This window comes from Martinezella lusitana (genome assembly GCF_010668395.1).
In the GTDB taxonomy this organism is placed as follows: Bacteria; Pseudomonadota; Alphaproteobacteria; order Rhizobiales; family Rhizobiaceae; genus Rhizobium; species Rhizobium lusitanum_A.
Genome location: NZ_WUEY01000020.1, coordinates 1 through 18,230, shown reverse-complemented (window position 1 = coordinate 18,230; position 18,230 = coordinate 1). Strand labels below are relative to the sequence as shown.

Genomic DNA, 18,230 nt, shown 5'->3' with positions numbered 1-18,230 from the left:
GCCTTGCATATTTGGCGTACCGCTTATGCAAATTAATGTCAACATATATGTATAAAAATATGCAAAAGTATCCGCAATTATGAAAATTGACATTGAAAGTGCAGGCAAGGTACCGCACCTTATAGCTGCGCCGGTGCGAACGGCGGCTCCAACGCAGGCATCGACAGAGGAAACATGTCCGGCTTATGATAAGAAATTCCAAAACGCGTCGGTGACGACGCACCATAATGATTTCGAATTTGCCGCGACGGGCGTCGCCCAGGAGATTTACGAAATGAAGAAGGCCGACAGCCCCATGGACGCCTCGCTCTCAAATTCAGCCGATATCTTTTCGCTGGTTGCCACTGGGGTGGCATCGTCGCGCGCGGCTCTCCTGGAAGCGTCGGGCCTGTCACGGGTGACAGTGACGCAACGGCTGAATGCTCTATTGACGGCCGGACTGCTCCGCGAGACGGAACAAACGCTGCCAAGCGGCGGCCGTCCGACGCGGGTTCTCGCTGTTCGCGAGACAATGGGCGTCATCCTCGTCGCCAATATCGGCGAGACCCATATTCACCTCGCGTCAATGGATTTGCAGCCCTCCATTATTTCCCAGAAGACGATCGAAATTTCCGCGTCGGAAGCTCCCGCAAAAACGCTGGAGCAACTGGCGGACAGCTTCTCAGAACTGCTGAACAAGGAAGATGTCGCAGGCAGGATCGTCTGTGGAATCGGGCTGAGTCTGCCGACACCGGTCGACTTCAAGCGCGGGCGGGTCGTCGGACCGTCGGTTCTTCCCCGTTGGGACGAGTTCGACATTCGTGGCTGGCTGCGAAATCACTTTGATGCTCCCATCTTCGTGGAAAACGACGTGAACCTGATGGCGATCTTCGAGCATCGTCACAACTATCCCAATGTCGACGACATGTTCTTCATCAAGGCAGGGACAGGCATTGGCAGTGGGATCATCACCGGCGGCAGAATCTTCAGGGGCGCCCAAGGTGCTGCCGGTGACATCGGGCATATTCAATTCTCGTCCGAAGATCCGCCATTGTGCCGGTGTGGAAAGCTCGGATGCGTTGAAGCGCGTGCTGGAGGTTGGGCAATCGCGCGTGACCTAAGCAAACGTGGTTTCCACGCTGAAAACGCGCGGGATGTCATCAAGCAAGTAGAATCCAGCCGACCCGAGGCCATCATGTTCGTGCGTCGCGCGGGACAGACGATCGGAGAAGTCGCGTCCGACGTCGTCAGCATCCTGAACCCATCGCTGATTGTCGTGGGCGGCACACTCGCGCAGGCCGGTGAGTTCCTTCTCTCGGGCGTGCGCGAATTGGTCTACCAACGCTGTCTTCCACTTGCGACACGGGAACTGCAGATCGTATTGGCTGACCCGCAGAGGGAGAGCGCACTGTTCGGTGCCGCTCACCTGGTAATGGACGACGTGTTCAGCAAAGGAAACATCGAAGGTCTGCTTGACCGCTTCATTCGAGGCCATTCGCTGACCAAGGTGGCATGACAGCAAGCAGCCCTGGTCAACCAATCCACCAGTTGACCAGGTATTGCACCAACGTCAGGCGACCGATCGCTCGATATGAGGATCGGCGTTGTTGCTGCCAGCGTCCGCCGATGGCAGCGAATGCAGCGTGTGCATCGAAGCCCTCGCCCGCACCGATTGGCTCATCTCCCGATAAAGGCCGTACAAGGTGTCGTAGGTGCTTGCATTCCGGGAGTTCGGGACATAGTGTCGGTATGACTTTGCGCCGAAGCGGACAGCCCCCTCTTCGTAAGAACCCACGACGCCACCCGCGACAGCTCCGTGAATTGCGGCTCCAACCGCCGTGGCGTTTTCAAGCTCCGGTACATCGATAGGACGCTTGATCACATCCGCCATGATCTGGATGAGAAGTCGGTTGTTTTGCGCCAGTCCGCTCGTCATCAGAACTCGCTCAATGTCGATATCACCGGCTTCGAACAGGTCGATAATTGACCTTGCTCCAAAGCAAAGGGCCTCCATCAGCCCGCGATAAATGTCGATCGACGATGTCTGCATAGACAGGCCCATGATGATCCCGCTGAGCCTTGAATCAGCAAGCGGCACCCTGTTTCCGTTCCACCAATCGAGCGCTACCAGGCGGTTTTCCCCAGGTGTCAGACCCGCTGCGCCGGCATTGTAGAGATCGAAGCTCTCTCCTGGATCGGTAGAGCGCGGGAAGTTCTTGTTGAACCACGCGAGCGTGTCACCGAAGCTTGCTTGTCCCGATTCGTAGCACCAAAGGTCTCGCATCGAGCCATTGAACGCCACGCCTTCGATGCCCGCGGGCAGCGGTTGATAACGCTCGCTGAGCAGCAGATAAGCTGCGGAGGTGCCGAGCGCCCCGACGAGGCAACCCTTGCGCACAGCCCCAATCGCGGGGAGCACGACATGGGAGTCGATTACGGAGACAGCAATGGCGGCCTTTCCCAATATGCCGGTCTTCTGTAGCCAGCCGTCCGTCAGGTAACCAGCATTCGTTCCCACGGGCGCCGGGACGTCGAGGCGGGTTTCCAGACCAGCCAATATGTCGCCAGGATAACCATCCTCTTCGGAATATTGCGCCTTGTAGGCGGCAAAACCCAGGCTCCTGCATTCACGGCCCGAGAGCTGCCAAACCAGCCAATCACCTGATTCAATAAATCGCGCAGTCCGGTTCCAGGTTTCTGGAGATTCGGCAGCGATCTGGACCGCCTTCGCAAGAAGCCACTCTCCCGAAACCTTTCCGCCAAAATTCTCCAGATAACTGCCGCCCCGCAGATTGATATCATCTGCGTACTTCTGCGCCGCACCGTGCTTCCACAACTTGACGTACGCATGCGGATCGGCCGGATAGAGTTCTGAAAGCGGTTGCCCGTTCGCAGCGACAGGCATTGGCGAACTGGCCGTGAACCCCAACCCAATCCCTTCGATATCGCGGCCATTTCCGAGTTCCGTCAGAATTGCCTCGGCTGCCTCAACATAGTCAGTCGCGTTCTGCAGTGCCCAGCCGCGAGGAAGCTGCTCTCCGCCCGGTAGCGTCTGCGTCATGATGCCATGGCGGTAGGCATGGGTATGGCTTGCTACCTGCAAGCCTGTGCTGACATCAACCAACACGCCGCGCGCCGATTCCGATCCGTAATCAAGGCCGATGAGATAAGAGGTCGCCATATCACCTGCCCTCCGTCCGATTGGATGAGGAGAGAAGTGACTGCGCTGCCTTCACAACCGCAGATGCGGTTACACCGAAATGTTTGAACAACACATCTGGAGCGGCAGATTCCCCAAAGGAATCTATTCCAACGACTGCCCCTTCAAGCCCCACATACTTGCGCCAATAGTCTGCAACGCCGGCCTCCACGGACACGCGGGGAATGTTGGCAGGCAGAACATCCTGGCGGTAGGCATGATCCTGGCGATCGAAAAGGAAAGTGGAAGGCAGCGAAACGACCCGGACGCCGATCCCCTGTCCTTGAAGCTCTCGTTGCGCCTCCACTGCAATTTCCACCTCGGAACCCGTGGCAATGATCACCACCTGCAGCGGAGATGCCTCCTTGCTGAGAGTATAACCGCCCTTTGCGATATCATTGACCTGCTTTGCTGTCCGGGTTTGGGCTGGCAAATTCTGGCGCGACAAAGCCAGGACAGTTGGCGTTCCATTGTGCTGAAGAGCGGCTTGCCAAGCGACTGCGGTTTCCGTGGCATCGCACGGTCTCCAGACGTCGAGGTTTGGCATCATTCGCAGGGTCGCCAGTTGCTCGATCGGCTGGTGTGTGGGGCCATCTTGGCCGAGCGCGATGGAGTCGTGCGTAAGAACATGGATGACGCCGAGCTTCATCAACGCCGCCATGCGGATGGCGTTTCGCGCGTATTCGGAGAACATCACATAGGTGCCTCCAAACGGCCGAACCCCGCCATGAGCCAGCATTCCGTTCACGATGGCTGCCATGCCGAACTCGCGAACACCGTAATAGACGTAATTGCCGCCACTGGCTTTTGTGAGGGGTTTTGCCTCGCGCCCGATCGTCATATTGGAGCCAGCGAGATCGGCAGAGCCGCCGACCAACTCGGGCAGCACCGGGGTAAAAGCCTCGACGGCATTCAGACTCGCCTTCCTGGTCGCGACTGCATCGGCCTGCGAAGCCGCCTTTTGAACGAAGTCATCAGACAGTTGCGAAAAATCGGCGGGCAGCCTGCCATTGATGCGACGGTCGTATTCAGAGGCAAGCTCGGGGTACTGGTCGCGATATCTTGCAAACCGCCCTATCCAGTCCGATTCCCTCTCTCCGCCCAATTTGTCTGCGTTCCACGCATCGTAAACCTCGAAAGGGATTTCGAAAGCGGGGTGCGGCCAGTCCAAAGCCCGGCGAGCGGCGGCAATCTCCGCAGCGCCGAGCGGGTTGCCATGACTGTCATGGCTCCCGGCTTTGGTGGGTGCGCCCTTGCCGATCACGGTTTTGCAGCAAATGAGCGTGGGTCGGCCGCGATCTGCCTTTGCAGCATCAATCGCCGCCAGCACCTCGGAAATATTGTGCCCATCAACTGCAGGCATGACGTGCCAATTATAGGACCGGAACCTCGCTGGCGTGTCGTCGGAAAACCAACCCTCGACATGGCCATCAATTGAGATGCCGTTGTCGTCATAGAATACGATCAGCTTCCCAAGACCCAGTGTTCCAGCCAGAGAGCAAGCTTCGTGCGAAATGCCCTCCATCAGGCATCCATCCCCCAGGAAGGCGTAGGTGAAATGATCTACGATCGTATGGTCCAGTCGATTAAATTCAGCAGCAAGAACCTTTTCAGCAACGGCCATTCCAACGGCGTTTGCAATACCCTGACCCAACGGTCCCGTCGTGGTCTCGACACCCGGAGTGTAGCCGCGCTCGGGATGGCCCGGGGTTTTACTGTGTAGCGTCCGAAAGGCTTTGATGTCGTCGATCGACAGATCATAGCCAGTCAAATGCAGAAGGCTGTAGATCAGCATCGAGCCGTGGCCATTGCTCAGAACAAATCGATCTCGGTCCGACCAATTGGGGTTCTTGGGATTGTGCTTCAGATGGCCCGCCCAAAGCGCGACCGCAATGTCGGCCATCCCCATCGGCATTCCAGGATGCCCTGAATTGGCGTGCAGGACCGCATCCATCGCAAGGACCCGTATTGCATTTGCCATGGGTACAGATGCCGATAGCGATTTGACGTCGTGAAACATTCTTCCATCCCGGAATTTAAGGGACGGGCTGCGACAGTGCCGAAAAGCGCATGTCGATCCTCCCTGAACTCAGAGATACAATCGACCATGATCAAAAGTCAACGCATATATGTATGTTTCTATACATATATACGCTAATGGGAGCGCAATTTAATCAAAAATAACTGGATATGTCGTTATTCGACCTCCCTGATCGACCCCGATTCGGAATTGCGACGGAGCGCTTGCCGCATTCAGGCCCAACCCGGTCAACTTGTGGAAAGTCAGCCCCTTAGGCGGCGGGCATTTTGACGATGAAATAAGTTTAACCCGCAAGAATTCTAGGTGGAAACACTGAGTCCGCAGGGAGTAGAGATCAACAGGTCAGATCAAGTTTGTTCTTCTTCCAGACCATGGATGAGCATGGTTGCAAGGGAAACGAATTCTCCAAGCGGATAGCGCTGAAGATAAGCTTTGATCGCCGACAGCAATTCTGTTCTTGAGGCAGAATAGGAGCTTGGTCAATCCGTTATCGGTTACCTGTCATCGTTTGGTCGTCGTCCATGCCCGCGTCGGCTCTGCTAGGAGTGGGAAATTGCTCTTGATGGGATCGGAACCAACAACCCACGAATTACGCTGCCAATTGATCTCGACAGCTCAATGCGGGCTTTCTTCTTGTGGAACTTGACTCTCACCACCAAATTGATGGGGCGGGTTGCTGAGCGAGAGCATGCAGACCGCCTCCGAAACTCTCTGTCCAAGACAGCGCAGGCAGTCTGTCGCTCACGTGCGCTATATTAACAATTGTTCCACCCAACAGCCGGACAAGTTGACTTATCTTGAAGTGGGTCGCCAAAAGGAAGACCCATAACGTCGCGCAACTTTTCTCAGCGTGGTTGCTTCGTCTTGCGAAGGTACGGAAGAACAGCGTCGAACGAGCCAAATCGGGAGATTGCGTCTTCATTCGAAACGGCCGCAGTGATGATGACATCTTCCCCTTGTTTCCAATTCGCGGGCGTGGCCACTTGGTGCTTCGCCGTCAACTGGATCGAGTCTATCGATCGAAGAATCTCATCGAAATTCCGACCTGTCGTCATCGGATAGGTCAGGATCAGCTTTATCTTTTTGTCAGGACCGACCACGAACACGGAGCGCACTGTGGCATTGTCCGCGGGTGCCCGCCCTTCCGAGGTATCACCTGCTCCCGCAGGTAGCATGTCGTAGAGCTTGGCAACGTTGAGGTCGCTATCCCCGATAAACGGGTATTCGACCTCGAAACCCGTCGCCTTCTGAATATCGCCCTTCCACTTTCCGTGGCTCTCGACTGGGTCAACCGATATCCCGATGATCTTCACGCCGCGGTTCCGGAACTCGTTTTCCAAACCCGCCATCGCGCCCAGTTCCGTCGTGCACACTGGCGTGAAGTTCTTCGGATGGGAGAACAGCACCGCCCAGCCATCACCGATCTATTCATGGAAGCGAATCGGTCCCTGGGTTGTTTGAGCGGAAAAGTTCGGCGCGATATCGTTGATCCGAAGGCTCATTTAATCTCTCCCTGTTCGATTTGTAATTGGCGGTTTAGGCTTGCGCCTAAAAGTCGCTCCATTACCACCGGAAATGCTCCTAGAGGATGGACGACACCTATCGCGGGCACTTGCCTTACATAGTCAGGACTAAGCTCGGAGATGAAATTGACGCCCAACAGAGCCATAGCGATGACCAACTCCTCCTCGAGCAATTCCAGAAGGCGGAAAAGCCCGGCTCGTCCGCCTGCGGCCAACGCCCATGCCTGCATCTTCCCGATAGCGACGGCCGACGCTCCGAGTGCTAGAGCCTTCGCAATGTCCGTACCGCGCACGAATCCGCCATCGACAACGACTTCTGCACTGCTTCCGACTGCTTGTACAATTTCGGGAAGAACCTCGATGGAGCTCTGGGCGTGGTCCAGCGCCCGGCCCCCGTGGTTCGAAACATAGATTGCATCGACGCCATGCTCGACCGCAAGACGCGCATCGTCGGGTGACATGACGCCCTTCAAGATCACGTTCAGGCCTGAGCTCTTCAAATCAGATATCATCGACCAGCTCATTCGAGCACCATCGAGACCATCGGACGATCGATTCGCTCCGTCCCGGCGCGACTGCGACAGCAGCTCCGAATAGAGTTGTTGCGGTTTGAACGCGGTCCGTACCTGGCTCATCAGATCGCGCTCCCGCCGGGTATAGAAGACGGCTTCGCTGACAAGCGCAATGCTTCCGAATCCGGCGTCGGCAATCGCGCTCGCGAGATCGCGCAACGGGGCCAACCCTGGGCGCGGATGAACCGCGTAGCCCATATCCGGCACGGCGCGACCGATCACATCATAATTCGGCTGGGCGTATCCGCTCATTATGTGGAGGATACCGAAGTCCCTCGCGACTTCCGCGGCGGACAATGCCCCATCGGGATCAAGAAGGGCGATGGAACCGATGGGGGCCAGAACGACCGGTATCCGCAACTCTTTCCCGATCAAACGGGACTTCGGGTCGATCCGGCTGACGTCCCGCATGATACGCGGCACCAGGGCCAAGCTGTCGAGACCGAAGCGGTTGCGCCTTACCGTCGTCTCGCTATCAGTCCCGTAGGTGACATAGTCCCAGACATCCTGAGGCAATTTGGTCTTCGCCGCCCAAACGATATCCTGAATCGTCGCGAACTCGCTTGCGGCTTTATCGGATTTCGATTGCGATTCCCGCATCTCAGAAGGCCGCCACCGAAACACCAGTCTTCGACAGGCGCTTCTCGAGGAGGTGCGCCATGATCGAAAGCGGATAGGCGATCGCCACGTAAAACAAGGCGGCGACCCCATAAATCTCCGTTGGCCTGAAGTACTCGCTGCTCAACGAATGCGCTTGCATCATCAGCTCCGGTGCGGTGATGGCGGATGCCAGGGAGGTCGACTTCAGCGTGATCACCGCATAGTGGGCGATCGGCGGTATCATGACCCTGAACGCCTGCGGCAACACAATGTAAAAGAGCACCTGCGGTTCGCGCATTCCGATCGACAGCGAGGCCTCGCGCTGGCCATGATCGATTGACAAAATGCCCGCACGGAAGATCTCCGACAGATAAGCGCCGCTGTTCAAGGTTATCGCAATGACCGCCGCTGTGAAGGCGGTGAAGGTCAAGCCCAGTGACGCTAGGCTGAAGTATACGATCAACATCTGAGTGAGGAGCGGCGTCCCCCGAAAGACTTCGACATAGGAACCCGCCAACGTTCTTAGCAATCGACCGCCGCTCAACCGTGCCACAGCGACGGCCAGCCCGAGCGCGAGTGCAAGTGCAAACGCCAGGGCGGCGATCCGCAGGGTGACCAGCGCGCCGGCGAACAGATCCGGCAACCACTCGAGAACTTCGTTTCCCGAAAACCATCCTATCATTGCGCCGCCCTCATACCCGTCCAGAGGCGCTTCTCGACAGCACTGGCGAAACGGCTCAGCGAAAGACTGAGCGCCAGATAGATCACTGCGGCATAGAGATACATGAGATCGGTCAGGTCCATCTGGTTCGCAATACCTCTTGCCCGAAACATGAGTTCCGGGACAGCGATTGCGGACGCGATAGACGTGTCCTTTAGCAACTGGAGAACGTAATTGAAATAGGGTGGTATTGCGGTCTTTCCGGCCTGTGGAAACAGGATGTAGCGCATCGACTGCAATGGCGTCATTCCGATTGACAGAGCGGCTTCGCGCTGCCCGGCTGGCACAGACAGCAGTGCGGCCCTAATGATCTCGGTGACATATGCGCCACCATGAATGCCGAAGCCGATCAGCGCCGTCGGTATCGGCTGCAGACGGATGTTGAACGACGGCAGGCCATAGTAGACTAGGAAAAGCAGCGACAATGTCGGGATCGCCCTGGCCAACGCGACATAGGTCGATGACAGAACTCGCAGAAATGCATGGCGGCTACTCGCCAAGTAGGCGAAGAACAAGCCGAGCAAGGTCGCGACGGCTGCCGACCCTAACGTGACGACAAGCGTCATGCCAGTCGCACTGATAAGAAGCGCACTGATCTCGGGAAAATTCCTGGCGAATTCGGTAATCAAGATTGCAAATGCCCTTCCCGCCTCTCACGCGCCAATACCCTCGACAAAAAGGCGGCAGTCCGCTCATGTCTGGGTTTCCGGAGCACTTCGCTCGGAACACCCTCCTCAACGACGCGGCCGCCATCCAGGAAAACCACACGATCAGCGATGTCTTCGGCGAAATGCATTTCATGGGTGACTACGACCATGGTCGTTCCAGTCCTTGCGACCATTCGCATGACGTCCATTACCTCGCCGACGAGCTCTGGGTCCAACGATGCGGTGGGCTCGTCGAACAGCATAAGCTTGGGTCGCATCGCCAAGGCCCTGCTGATGGCCACCCGTTGTTGTTGGCCGCCCGAAAGCGTAGCTGGGTAAGCCCCCAGAAAGCGCGACAGACCCACGGCTTCGATGAAATGAGTCGCTGTCTCCCCTGCCTCGCTCTTGGTCTTTCCCAAGACCTTGGTCAGACCGATACTGACATTCTCGAGAACCGTCAGGTGCGGGAATAGGTTGAAGCGCTGGAAGACCATGCCGATCTCGCTGCGTTTCGCCGCCAGACGCTTCGCGGAAAGGCGCGATCCGGGCTCTCTCGAGTTCCAGATCGCCTCCCCGTCAATGCTGATGGTGCCCTCGCTTGGAGTTTCGAGGAGATTGATGCAACGCAGCAGCGTGGACTTCCCCGACCCGCTGGGGCCGATGAGGGTCAGCACTTCTCCAGCCGAGACGTCAAGGCTGATATCTTTGAGGACCACGTCCTGTCCGAATTTCTTAGAGAGGCCTGCGATTTGGACGAGCTTCCTCTTGAACTCGGGAGCGTTCAAGACATCACCTTCCTGTACCACTCGAAGCAAGGGCGACGACATCATAGCTCCTACGCAAACAGGCCGCTGAAGTCTTTCGGATCATGGGCGCTCGGGCCCAGGACTTTTCCAGACGGATCGCGGTCCACGCCGACGCGCGGGTCCTTCGCCAGCGGCTGAAAGTACGCTGGATCGGATAGCCCGTATTTATCGAAAATCTCGCGCGACTTGCCCGACGATGCCGCCCATTTAAGCCCGGCGTTCACGGCATCCAGAAGGTCTGGATTATTGAAGTTCAAGCCAAACACGGACTGACTCCGGCCAGTCAGGATCGCGAACTCGGCATCCGGCTCGAAGACGACATGCTTGAGCTTGAGGTCCGGCTTGCGCTTGGTCTCGAAGGCGATAAGCGTGGGATCGAGGACGCCGAAATCGAGACGGCCCGAGGTCAGGTCGCGGATGACCGCCTCGCTGTTGTCATAGAACTTGACGTCGGCGATATTGGGAATCTTCTTTAGATCGGCAGAGGAAGAAGCGCCAGTCAGCGTGCCAGCCCGCAGGCCGGAGATATCCGAAACTTTAAGAACGTCGGGCAGCTTACGGTCGGATTGGGTGATGACGCCATAGGTGACGTAATATGCCGGATCAGACAATGCGATGACCTCGGCCCTTTTCGCCGTCCAGCGCATATTGCCAAGCATGAGGTCGGCACGACCTGACCTGACGGCCTCGATCGTCCCGGCATTGTCGACGAGCGCGGGCTTGACCTTCAGACCGAGCTTTTCGGCGATAGCGGTAATGATTTCGCCATCGGTGCCCGTAAGGCGGTCAACGTCGATGCCGGAGGCAGGCAGCTCACCGAGAGCGGCAACCGTGAGGAAGCCCGGCTCGACGGTCTTGAATTGTGACGGAGCCGCGGCGACACGAAGGCCGGAAGCCGCGACGAGGCCCCCTGCCAAGCCTGCCTTGAGAAGGGTTCTGCGGCGGAATGATATGTTCGAAGTCATTGGATATCCTGAATTTGAAGGGTTGATCAGACGGCCTTGCGCCACTGGCCGCGTTCGGCCAGCGCCGCCCTGAAGGCGGGAATGATGTGCTGCCCGAACTCCGGGACGTCATTCAGCCTGTTGAAGCCGTCGAGGATGAATGTCGTCACCCCGGCATCGACATAATCGAGGAGTGCATCGACGATGGTCGACGGGCTGCCTACCAGCGCGCTGGACTTCCCTCGTTCGGTAACGCCGGAAAGGCCCGTCCACAACGCGCGGTCATGGCGCTCGGAAATCCCGTTCGCTTCCAGCTGTCGGCGATCGCCAGCGCTTGCGTCCCGGCCATCTTTCGAAGGCAGCCAACGGGTCTCCGATGGCTTGACGGAGCCGCTTTGGGCGATAGCCGCCTGCTTGAGGCCCTCGGCTTTTTGCCATGCGAGCTCGTCTGTGGCGCCGACGACAAGCCGGACGAATATAATAATGCCTGGCAGATCAGGCCGTCCGGACGCCTTCGCTGCCGCGTGGATTTTGGCAATATCCTGCTTCAAGAATTCGATTGGCTGGGCATAGAGAGCATACCGATCAGCCTCGGCGGCGCCTACCTCGAATGCCACATCAGAATTCCCGGCGAAAAAGACAGGAATTCGTGGTTCCTGGATCGGAAAGACGGAGGCGACAAAGCCCTGGATATCATAATGGCGTCCACGGAAATCGAAAGGTTGACGCTGCGTCCAAGCCTGCTTGATGATTTGCATGAACTCTTTCGTACGGCCGTATCGATTCTCTTTCGCCAGTGGATCGCCGTTCTTGAGGGTGCCGTCGCTTTCCCGTCCCGTAATGACGTGGAATGCAGCACGACCGTTCGATATCCGGTCCAAGGTCGCATAGCTGCGCGCCGCCCAGGTTGGATTGATCAGTCCGGGTCGGTTGGCGACGAGCAACCGCAGCGTCTTCGTTTCGGTCGCTGCCAGCGCCGCTATCTGCAGGCTGTCGGGGCCGTCGCTGCCAACGCCGATCAGAACGCCGTCGAAACCGGCATACTCGTGCTCGCGAGACTGCCGCTTGATGTATTCGACATCGAGGCTGGGGCCGCTTGCGAGATGAACCTCAGATTCGTTTCGATGGGTAAGGTGGCCAAAAATCTCAACGCTCATGTCCGCTTCCTCAGGCCGCAGCAGCGTCAAGGGGAGCCTGCGATACGCGGCTGAGCTCTTCATCAACGTCGAACAATTCGACAGTTATGTTCGAATAAGCGCTGTGAAATGTCTGATTTGCACGGGCTGCCAGCCACGCCTCGGCCGACGGACGGTCCTTGAAGAGAAAAAGGCCGCCACCCCGCTTGGCATTTTCGTCACGCAACCAAATCTTCCACAGAAAGCCCGGGATTTCGGTACGCTTCTCGGCTGTTTTGATCTTGTCGGGCCGCGCGACGCCGTCCTGAAAATCGCTATCATAATTCACTTGAGCAATCACAAAGCCCATGACAAAACTCCATTTAATGTCTATCGAATTGGTAGGGTATTTGGTGATACAGGTCAATATGTTCGATCTCAAAAGCAATTGTTCATTTTTTTTACGCTGTTTTGAACATATTATTGGCGCTTGTGGACCGAGAGTGGGATAAATTTCTATGGATATGGAATTGGTGAGTACGCAATTGCAGGCGAAAGACATCGCTGTGTTATTTCAAGGTAAGGATTCCACTCACATTGCGACACAGTTTCGAGAACTCATCGAGACCGGGTCCATTGCGGAAGGTAGCAAGATGCCTTCCGTGAGGGAGATGGCCTCGAACCTTGGCGTGAGTGTTGGAACAATTGCGCTCGCTTGGTCAGACTTGAAAAATGAAGGACTGATTACGACGCGACGACGTGGGGGAACTTATGTCGTCGGACTAAAGCAAGCGCAGGAAGTTGGTCGCACTTCCTGGCCACCTGCTCCGCTCAACCTCTCTCAAGCTTCACCTGACCCACGACTGCAGCCTTCACTGGAAAAAGCGCTGATTGCGGGTTTGAATGCCGACAAGATGAATTCCGTCTCGTTGGACTACATCATCGAACCGCTGCGCCTCACCGTACAGTCGCAGTGGCCGTTCGAAGCGGAAGCCTGGACGATCGTCGGTGCGAGTTCGGAAAGCATGCTCCTTTGTCTGCAAGCAGCAACATCGCCCGGCGACAAGATTGCAGTCGAACAGCCGACGAGTTCTCGCCTACTGGCAATCGCCCGCTTGCTTAATCTACAAATTGTCGGTGTTGAATGTGACCAGTCCGGCCCCATGATTGAACCCTTGAGCTCAGCGCTTGGTGATAGTCCGAAGGCATTCATCTACCAGCCGCGAGGCCACCAACCACTTGGCATTACGGTCTCAGTGGCGAGAGTGGCCGAAATGGCAGCTATCTTGCGAAAGCATCAAGACGTTTGCGTCATTGAAGACGACGCCCTTGGGCCGCTCTGTGCTGACGAATCTGCGAGTTTAGGTTCCATGTTGCCTCAGCAAACTCTGCTTATCAGATCCTATTGCAAGGCATTCGGGTTGGATCTCAGGTCGAGTGTAATCGGCGGCGCGTCGGAATGGGTCGATCGAGTTCGGCTCGAACGTTCGCGAGGTTTGGGCGTTACGAGTCGTATTCTTCAAGGCGCACTGAATTACCTTCTTCGCGACCCCGAGACCGAAACAATGGTATCAGTGGCGCGCAAAAATTACGCGTTTAGAAGGAGAACCCTTTCAACAGTGCTGGATAGACTCGGCGTCGAAATCTCGCCAGCGCGCGACGGTCTCATGGTTTGGATATCTGTTGAAGACGAGGCCGCTGCAATTTCTCACCTCTCATCCAAGGCGATACAGGCGGCTCCCGGTCGCCGCTTTTTTGGCATTCAGGTCAAAGGCCATCATATCGCAATCTCGGTCGGCCAACTGCCCACCGATCGTGTCGGTATAGAAGCTGTCGCAAGCGAGATTGCTATAGCGGCCAGGATAGGCACAGATGACATCTCCTTTGATTGAAGGGAGTTGAACCGGCGGCCCTGCTGTTGTTTTCTCTAAGCTAATGGTTTCGTTGATATTATTCGGCACGCTGCTTTTCCATGCCACTTGTACCGGTGCATCGGTTAGGCTTTGGCTTTCGCGACAACGGCACCCGATCTGGATCTAAATTTAGGAACGCGCGAATCTTTGAAGCGGTGCAAAGTCGTAATTGTCGCCTGCACGTACAGCGTCGATATAGGCCCTGCGCACGGCATTCGCATCGATGAGGCCGGCACCACCCCAGGTGAAGCGACGACCACCCAACGCCACCACCAGAAGATCAGCCGCAAGACGCGCGTGACGGCCATTTCCATTTGGGAACGGATGAATCCAGGTCAAGCGCGTATGAAATCGAAGTGCAATTTCATCCGGTGCGAAAGTGGAATGTGCGCTCCAGTAGCGTACATCATCGAGGAGTTGGCGCAACTCTACGCCGATTTTATAGGCGTCAACTCCGATGTTTCGCGGTGTAGTACGGAAACTTCCTGCCCATTTCCATACATCCCGGAACATCCGCTTGTGCAGGCCTAACAGAAATCGCTCATCGAGTACGTCGCGTTTGCGGCCAAAGGCCCATCGGTCAGCTTCCGCGATCCCAAGTTGCTCTACCTCATTCAATTGGTCGCGCGTAGTAATGTAGCTGGGGATCAGATCGCGGCGCTCATCCGGCGTCAACGGCGTCGCAGCATCATCCTCTGCATCGATCAGCGGACCGCTCATGTGTCCGCCCACAGGCGCTTATAGTCTCTTAGAATCTCCTCCGCGAGGTCATCTCGGGCGCGTTCCAGTCGGGCGCGGCTGACCGCTTGATTTTCCAGCCGCATGGTCTGGTCCGTCCGTTTGAGTTGTTGTTCAGCGACATAACGAGCTCGGGCTTTCACCACATCTTCCAGTCCGGCCTTGGGTACGACGGCATAGATGAGAACGCAGTCCAACGCCTCGGCTGCTTGCCGTAGGCTCTTGAGCGTTACTACTTCGTTTGCCTCGGCGCGCTCAAGAGCTGCAATGCGTGGCTGGGCAACGCCCAGTCGCTTCGAGAATTGCCCTGTCGTCATGCCGATAGATTCACGAATAGCCCGAATCCACCCCCTTTCTGGGCGGATCAATGGCTCCATTGTTCGCAGAGGCTTCAGTTGCTGGTCCAGCGCCCACCGAGCGAGCGCGTTTAGATTTCGCTTCTTTGAATTCATAGGTTTTCAATCTCCTATAATCTTTATAACTTATAAATTCTGAAATTGCTATAACTGCTGAACTTATAGATTCAAATTACTTAGCATTCCAGAATGGCTAGGTTCTATTGGATACATTTCGTGAGAGTCACGGACCAATCTTTAAGAGTGGCAAGGAACGAGGATTGCAGCGGCTTATTTCAGCCACCATACCGGACGAGCCCAAGATCAAACGCATTCACTGCTATCTATCTGTTGTCAGGGCAAGTTTTCTCGCAGTCGGCGTCTGGCGCGGGCGGTCGCCCGCGACACAAGTCGGAAAGTCTCAGCGGCTTTTTTGGAGCAGATCAGCGAGGTTGGCCACCACTTCAGTCTGCACACGTGCCAAGGATCGGTGTCATCAGCCTTACATGCGTATCGATACGCTCGAGAACCTCCGTCGGAACGACTGTGCGTTCCGGCAACGACCACCAAAGTTCGTTCACGCGCTCCACCGTGTCGGCCACCACCTTGAGTACGGCCGCTTCCGGCAGGTGTGCACGATTGGAGAAGGCTTTCCACCGCTGTACGTTCAGCGCCTTGAAGGGGCGCTCGCCAGCGAGCGACAGAGCCATGGCATCCGCGGGGATGTAAGGGACCGTCGAGAGCACGTCATAGACAGGCGCGAGTTGCGGTTTGTCACCTCCCTCGCGATAGATCAATGACCAGTTCTTCAGGTGCATATCGCCATTGCCTGTTATCGCAGCCAGAGCCAGCCGGCGGACGAACTCAAGCGCAGCAGTGGACGAAACTGCAACATTCAAAGCTGCGGCGATATCATGGTAGGCGGCTCCCTCGTATTTCCGGGAAGGATAGACGCCGAACGCCTGCGCGAAATCCTCGATATGGATCCGCTCACCGTCTGCGCTGCGATCGAAGCGTTTGACAAGCAGGACTTTTCCATCCGACAGCGTCTCGAATTCCTTCGGTATACCCTCGAACTCCGATTGCTCGACCAGTTCACGTTCCGGAACCTCCATGCCGATCGCTTCAGCCAATGCCAGGTTGGCATATTCATTTTCCCACACGCCGGGAAATGAGGTCGATGGAAACTTGGCGATGTAGGATCCCTGGTCGTCGCCGAGCGGCAGCGTCAGTCCACCGCCCTTGCCCGTGTTCTTGATCACCGAAAGCTTCATCTGAAAACCGGCAAGCGAAAACCGTGCTTTCGGCTTAGGCGCTGGCAGATTATCGAGAGGGGCAATCGCCCTGTCGCTCGGCATGACGCGGACGGCACCAGGCAGATCCGACCCGAGCGCGACGAGCAAGTCGAAATCGTTTCCGGCGCGAACACTCCCCGCGTGGTGTTTTTCCATCGCCTCGCGCAGCTTGTCTTCGGGAAGCAGATTGGCAAAGAGCGCGGGCAACGGGTTTCGGGTCCTTACGCAATCCGCCAGTGGCTGCGCGAAAAGACAGGCTGAGCACAGGAAAGCCGCCCGTTTCGCGATAGCTAGGCCTGCATCTCGGTCTTCGTCAGAAGAACCTGCGGCAACTGCTCGTCTGCCCGCGCGGGCATTTCCCGACATCCGAACGCCGCCTCGAAGACATGAAATGCGGAGAATTACGCTGGAGCGATCGCGACGGCGGCTGGGAAGTGCTGATCCCGTCGGTCGCGTTCAAGAATTCAGGCTCGTCGTTTTTCGGGCAGAAGCCATTCAGGTTGATTCTGCCTGATCTGCTCGATCTCTACAAATACCTTGAGGCCTATATCGACAAGCATCGCGGCGTGCTGCTCGGGAGCGCAAAGGATCCTAGCACATTCTTCGTCAAGACAGTGAAGACGACAAGCCTCGACGCCGCCTACGACTCAACAAAATTTTACGAGGCTTGGCGAACCGTGATCCAGCGATATGGGATCTACAACCCTTATACCGGTCGCGGCGCGATCAAGGGCTTGCTACCGCATGGACCACATAATTTGCGGGATATCCTTGCAACTCATATTCTGAAGCAAACCGGCTCCTATGAGCAGGCGAGCTACGCGATCCAGGATACGCCAGATGTCGTGCAGCAGCATTATGGTCGCTTCTTGCCGCAGGATAAGGCAGCGCTTGCGGCCAAGATCCTGAACCAGGTCTGGGAAGCGGCATAACCATCGATCCCGTCAGATGCGGAAAAATCGCGCCTGACGGGTCGGCTTCGCCTTGAATAGAATCGAACCTATGGCGTGCGGAAACAAGAGGTTCGTCCGCCATGCCCTATATTGAATCGCTTACCCAATCTTCATGCCCGTGCCGAATGCGTATGACGAGAACTGTCTCATCTTCGGCTATCCGATAAACGATCAGATGTGCTTTGAAGGGATGAATTCTGACTGGCGGGTCAATCTCAACTCTCTCGCGTGCAATACGTGGATTTTCGGCGAGCAAATCCAGTAGAGCAAAGAGATCATTGTGGTAGCGGCGCGCCTGATGGGCGCCAAACATGCGTACACCTTGCTCCGCGATCGCGATAATGTCCTCTTCCGCCTCGAAAGAAAGCCTGTAGCTCATGATTTTTTGGCGCGAGCCTCAGCCTCGGCAAACAGATCATCCCTCGATCGAGTTCCAACCCCACTCTGGAGACCGGCGTCAACAAAGGCTTGCATGGCAGCAATCTTGTCGTTTCGCGCCTGATCACGTCTGATCAAGTCGCGAACGTAGTCGCTAGCATTCGAATACCGCCCCGTCTTTGCCTGTGCCTCGACCCAGTCTTTCATCGGGTCCGGTAGAGATACATTCATCGTTGCCATTGGCCAACTCCATTCCTGGAGATTATAAGCGCCTTTGGCAAAGATTGTCAAAACCCGTGATAGGGCTCTTGACCCAATTCAAGCCGACCACCTATTGGTACAAAGTAAGCGATGAAACAACCCCGTCTGGCGACGGCTATGCCGAGGATCTATTCGTGCCTGAGTAATGAATGAGTTCTGGTGTGAAGTGCTATGTCTGCTCCTATGTCCGAACATAGAACGTTTCATATG

15 protein-coding genes and 3 pseudogenes are annotated in these 18,230 nt (G+C 56.4%); 3 read left to right on the top strand and 15 right to left on the bottom strand.

From position 1 onward, the window contains the following. Nucleotides 1-79: 79 nt before the first annotated feature. Nucleotides 80-1,495 (top strand): ROK family transcriptional regulator, encoded by a 1,416-nt coding sequence (locus tag GR212_RS29055; protein WP_246726044.1) that lies wholly within the window; start codon nucleotides 80-82, stop codon nucleotides 1,493-1,495. Nucleotides 1,496-1,549: 54 nt separating this feature from the next. Here GR212_RS29055 and GR212_RS29050 read toward each other — a convergent pair whose 3' ends face one another. From GR212_RS29050 to GR212_RS29005, 10 genes and pseudogenes are all read right to left on the bottom strand, one after another. Continuing rightward, a complete protein-coding gene (locus GR212_RS29050) occupies nucleotides 1,550-3,160 on the bottom strand; it encodes a ribulokinase (RefSeq protein WP_163992090.1) in 1,611 nt (536 codons plus the stop codon). A gap of 1 nt (nucleotide 3,161) precedes the next feature. Continuing rightward, nucleotides 3,162-5,198, bottom strand: a complete 2,037-nt coding sequence (gene tkt / locus GR212_RS29045; RefSeq protein WP_163992088.1) for a transketolase — start codon at nucleotides 5,196-5,198, stop codon at nucleotides 3,162-3,164. 866 nt (nucleotides 5,199-6,064) lie between these two features. Continuing rightward, nucleotides 6,065-6,721 (bottom strand): annotated as a pseudogene (locus GR212_RS29040) (peroxiredoxin). Next, nucleotides 6,718-7,914 (bottom strand): alpha-hydroxy acid oxidase, encoded by a 1,197-nt coding sequence (locus GR212_RS29035; RefSeq protein WP_163992086.1) that lies wholly within the window; start codon nucleotides 7,912-7,914, stop codon nucleotides 6,718-6,720. Before GR212_RS29035 ends, GR212_RS29040 begins: the two are co-directional and overlap by 4 nt. 1 nt (nucleotide 7,915) lies before the next feature. Next, entirely contained in the window at nucleotides 7,916-8,596 is a 681-nt protein-coding gene (locus tag GR212_RS29030; RefSeq protein ID WP_163992084.1) for an amino acid ABC transporter permease, read from the bottom strand. Next, the gene (locus GR212_RS29025) at nucleotides 8,593-9,264 is read right to left on the bottom strand and encodes an amino acid ABC transporter permease (protein WP_163992082.1); all 672 of its coding nucleotides are present in this window, start codon (nucleotides 9,262-9,264) and stop codon (nucleotides 8,593-8,595) included. Before GR212_RS29025 ends, GR212_RS29030 begins: the two co-directional genes overlap by 4 nt. Further along, nucleotides 9,261-10,067: an amino acid ABC transporter ATP-binding protein gene (locus tag GR212_RS29020; protein ID WP_246726043.1), complete on the bottom strand. Its 807-nt coding sequence runs from the start codon at nucleotides 10,065-10,067 to the stop codon at nucleotides 9,261-9,263. The genes GR212_RS29025 and GR212_RS29020 overlap by 4 nt, the downstream gene beginning before the upstream one ends. 50 nt (nucleotides 10,068-10,117) lie before the next feature. Next, nucleotides 10,118-11,053 carry a substrate-binding periplasmic protein gene (locus tag GR212_RS29015; protein ID WP_163992080.1) on the bottom strand — a complete coding sequence of 312 codons (936 nt, stop codon included), beginning with the start codon at nucleotides 11,051-11,053 and terminating at the stop codon, nucleotides 10,118-10,120. 26 nt (nucleotides 11,054-11,079) lie between these two features. Beyond that, nucleotides 11,080-12,189, bottom strand: coding sequence for an LLM class flavin-dependent oxidoreductase (locus tag GR212_RS29010; protein WP_163992078.1), 1,110 nt, complete (start codon nucleotides 12,187-12,189; stop codon nucleotides 11,080-11,082). 10 nt (nucleotides 12,190-12,199) lie between these two features. Then, a complete protein-coding gene (locus GR212_RS29005; protein ID WP_163992077.1) occupies nucleotides 12,200-12,517 on the bottom strand; it encodes a YdhR family protein in 318 nt (105 codons plus the stop codon). Nucleotides 12,518-12,665: 148 nt separating this feature from the next. Between GR212_RS29005 and GR212_RS29000 the strand changes: the two genes are divergently transcribed. Continuing rightward, nucleotides 12,666-14,039, top strand: a complete 1,374-nt coding sequence (locus GR212_RS29000; RefSeq protein WP_163992075.1) for a PLP-dependent aminotransferase family protein — start codon at nucleotides 12,666-12,668, stop codon at nucleotides 14,037-14,039. A gap of 150 nt (nucleotides 14,040-14,189) precedes the next feature. On the opposite strand, the gene GR212_RS28995 is transcribed toward GR212_RS29000, so the two are convergent. The 3 genes and pseudogenes from GR212_RS28995 to GR212_RS28985 form a co-directional block, all read right to left on the bottom strand. Continuing rightward, the gene (locus GR212_RS28995; protein WP_163992073.1) at nucleotides 14,190-14,780 is read right to left on the bottom strand and encodes a mobile mystery protein B; all 591 of its coding nucleotides are present in this window, start codon (nucleotides 14,778-14,780) and stop codon (nucleotides 14,190-14,192) included. Continuing rightward, nucleotides 14,777-15,250 carry a mobile mystery protein A gene (locus GR212_RS28990; protein WP_163992071.1) on the bottom strand — a complete coding sequence of 158 codons (474 nt, stop codon included), beginning with the start codon at nucleotides 15,248-15,250 and terminating at the stop codon, nucleotides 14,777-14,779. The genes GR212_RS28995 and GR212_RS28990 overlap by 4 nt, the downstream gene beginning before the upstream one ends. Before the next feature lie 347 nt (nucleotides 15,251-15,597). Beyond that, nucleotides 15,598-16,720: pseudogene (locus GR212_RS28985) on the bottom strand (type II toxin-antitoxin system HipA family toxin); the annotation flags it as partial. Here GR212_RS28985 and GR212_RS28980 point away from each other — a divergent pair. Next, nucleotides 16,719-17,360: pseudogene (locus GR212_RS28980) on the top strand (hypothetical protein); the annotation flags it as partial. The pseudogenes GR212_RS28985 and GR212_RS28980 overlap by 2 nt on opposite strands. Nucleotides 17,361-17,466: 106 nt before the next feature. Here the strand turns inward: GR212_RS28980 and GR212_RS28975 are convergent. Continuing rightward, a complete protein-coding gene (locus GR212_RS28975; RefSeq protein WP_163992067.1) occupies nucleotides 17,467-17,760 on the bottom strand; it encodes a type II toxin-antitoxin system RelE/ParE family toxin in 294 nt (97 codons plus the stop codon). Continuing rightward, complete coding sequence (locus GR212_RS28970; protein ID WP_163992065.1) at nucleotides 17,757-17,999, bottom strand: type II toxin-antitoxin system ParD family antitoxin; 243 nt, start codon at nucleotides 17,997-17,999, stop codon at nucleotides 17,757-17,759. Before GR212_RS28970 ends, GR212_RS28975 begins: the two co-directional genes overlap by 4 nt. Nucleotides 18,000-18,230 lie beyond the last annotated feature (231 nt).

Excerpts from the sequence above, each read along its gene's own strand:
- GR212_RS29055 (WP_246726044.1), top strand. The coding sequence starts at position 80 with ATGAAAATTGACATTGAAAGTGCAGGCAAGGTACCGCACCTTATAGCT.
- GR212_RS29050 (WP_163992090.1), bottom strand. The coding sequence starts at position 3,160 with ATGGCGACCTCTTATCTCATCGGCCTTGATTACGGATCGGAATCGGCG.
- tkt (WP_163992088.1), bottom strand. The coding sequence starts at position 5,198 with ATGTTTCACGACGTCAAATCGCTATCGGCATCTGTACCCATGGCAAAT.
- GR212_RS29035 (WP_163992086.1), bottom strand. The coding sequence starts at position 7,914 with ATGCGGGAATCGCAATCGAAATCCGATAAAGCCGCAAGCGAGTTCGCG.
- GR212_RS29030 (WP_163992084.1), bottom strand. The coding sequence starts at position 8,596 with ATGATAGGATGGTTTTCGGGAAACGAAGTTCTCGAGTGGTTGCCGGAT.
- GR212_RS29015 (WP_163992080.1), bottom strand. The coding sequence starts at position 11,053 with ATGACTTCGAACATATCATTCCGCCGCAGAACCCTTCTCAAGGCAGGC.
- GR212_RS29010 (WP_163992078.1), bottom strand. The coding sequence starts at position 12,189 with ATGAGCGTTGAGATTTTTGGCCACCTTACCCATCGAAACGAATCTGAG.
- GR212_RS29005 (WP_163992077.1), bottom strand. The coding sequence starts at position 12,517 with ATGGGCTTTGTGATTGCTCAAGTGAATTATGATAGCGATTTTCAGGAC.
- GR212_RS29000 (WP_163992075.1), top strand. The coding sequence starts at position 12,666 with ATGGATATGGAATTGGTGAGTACGCAATTGCAGGCGAAAGACATCGCT.
- GR212_RS28995 (WP_163992073.1), bottom strand. The coding sequence starts at position 14,780 with ATGAGCGGTCCGCTGATCGATGCAGAGGATGATGCTGCGACGCCGTTG.
- GR212_RS28990 (WP_163992071.1), bottom strand. The coding sequence starts at position 15,250 with ATGAATTCAAAGAAGCGAAATCTAAACGCGCTCGCTCGGTGGGCGCTG.
- GR212_RS28975 (WP_163992067.1), bottom strand. The coding sequence starts at position 17,760 with ATGAGCTACAGGCTTTCTTTCGAGGCGGAAGAGGACATTATCGCGATC.
- GR212_RS28970 (WP_163992065.1), bottom strand. The coding sequence starts at position 17,999 with ATGGCAACGATGAATGTATCTCTACCGGACCCGATGAAAGACTGGGTC.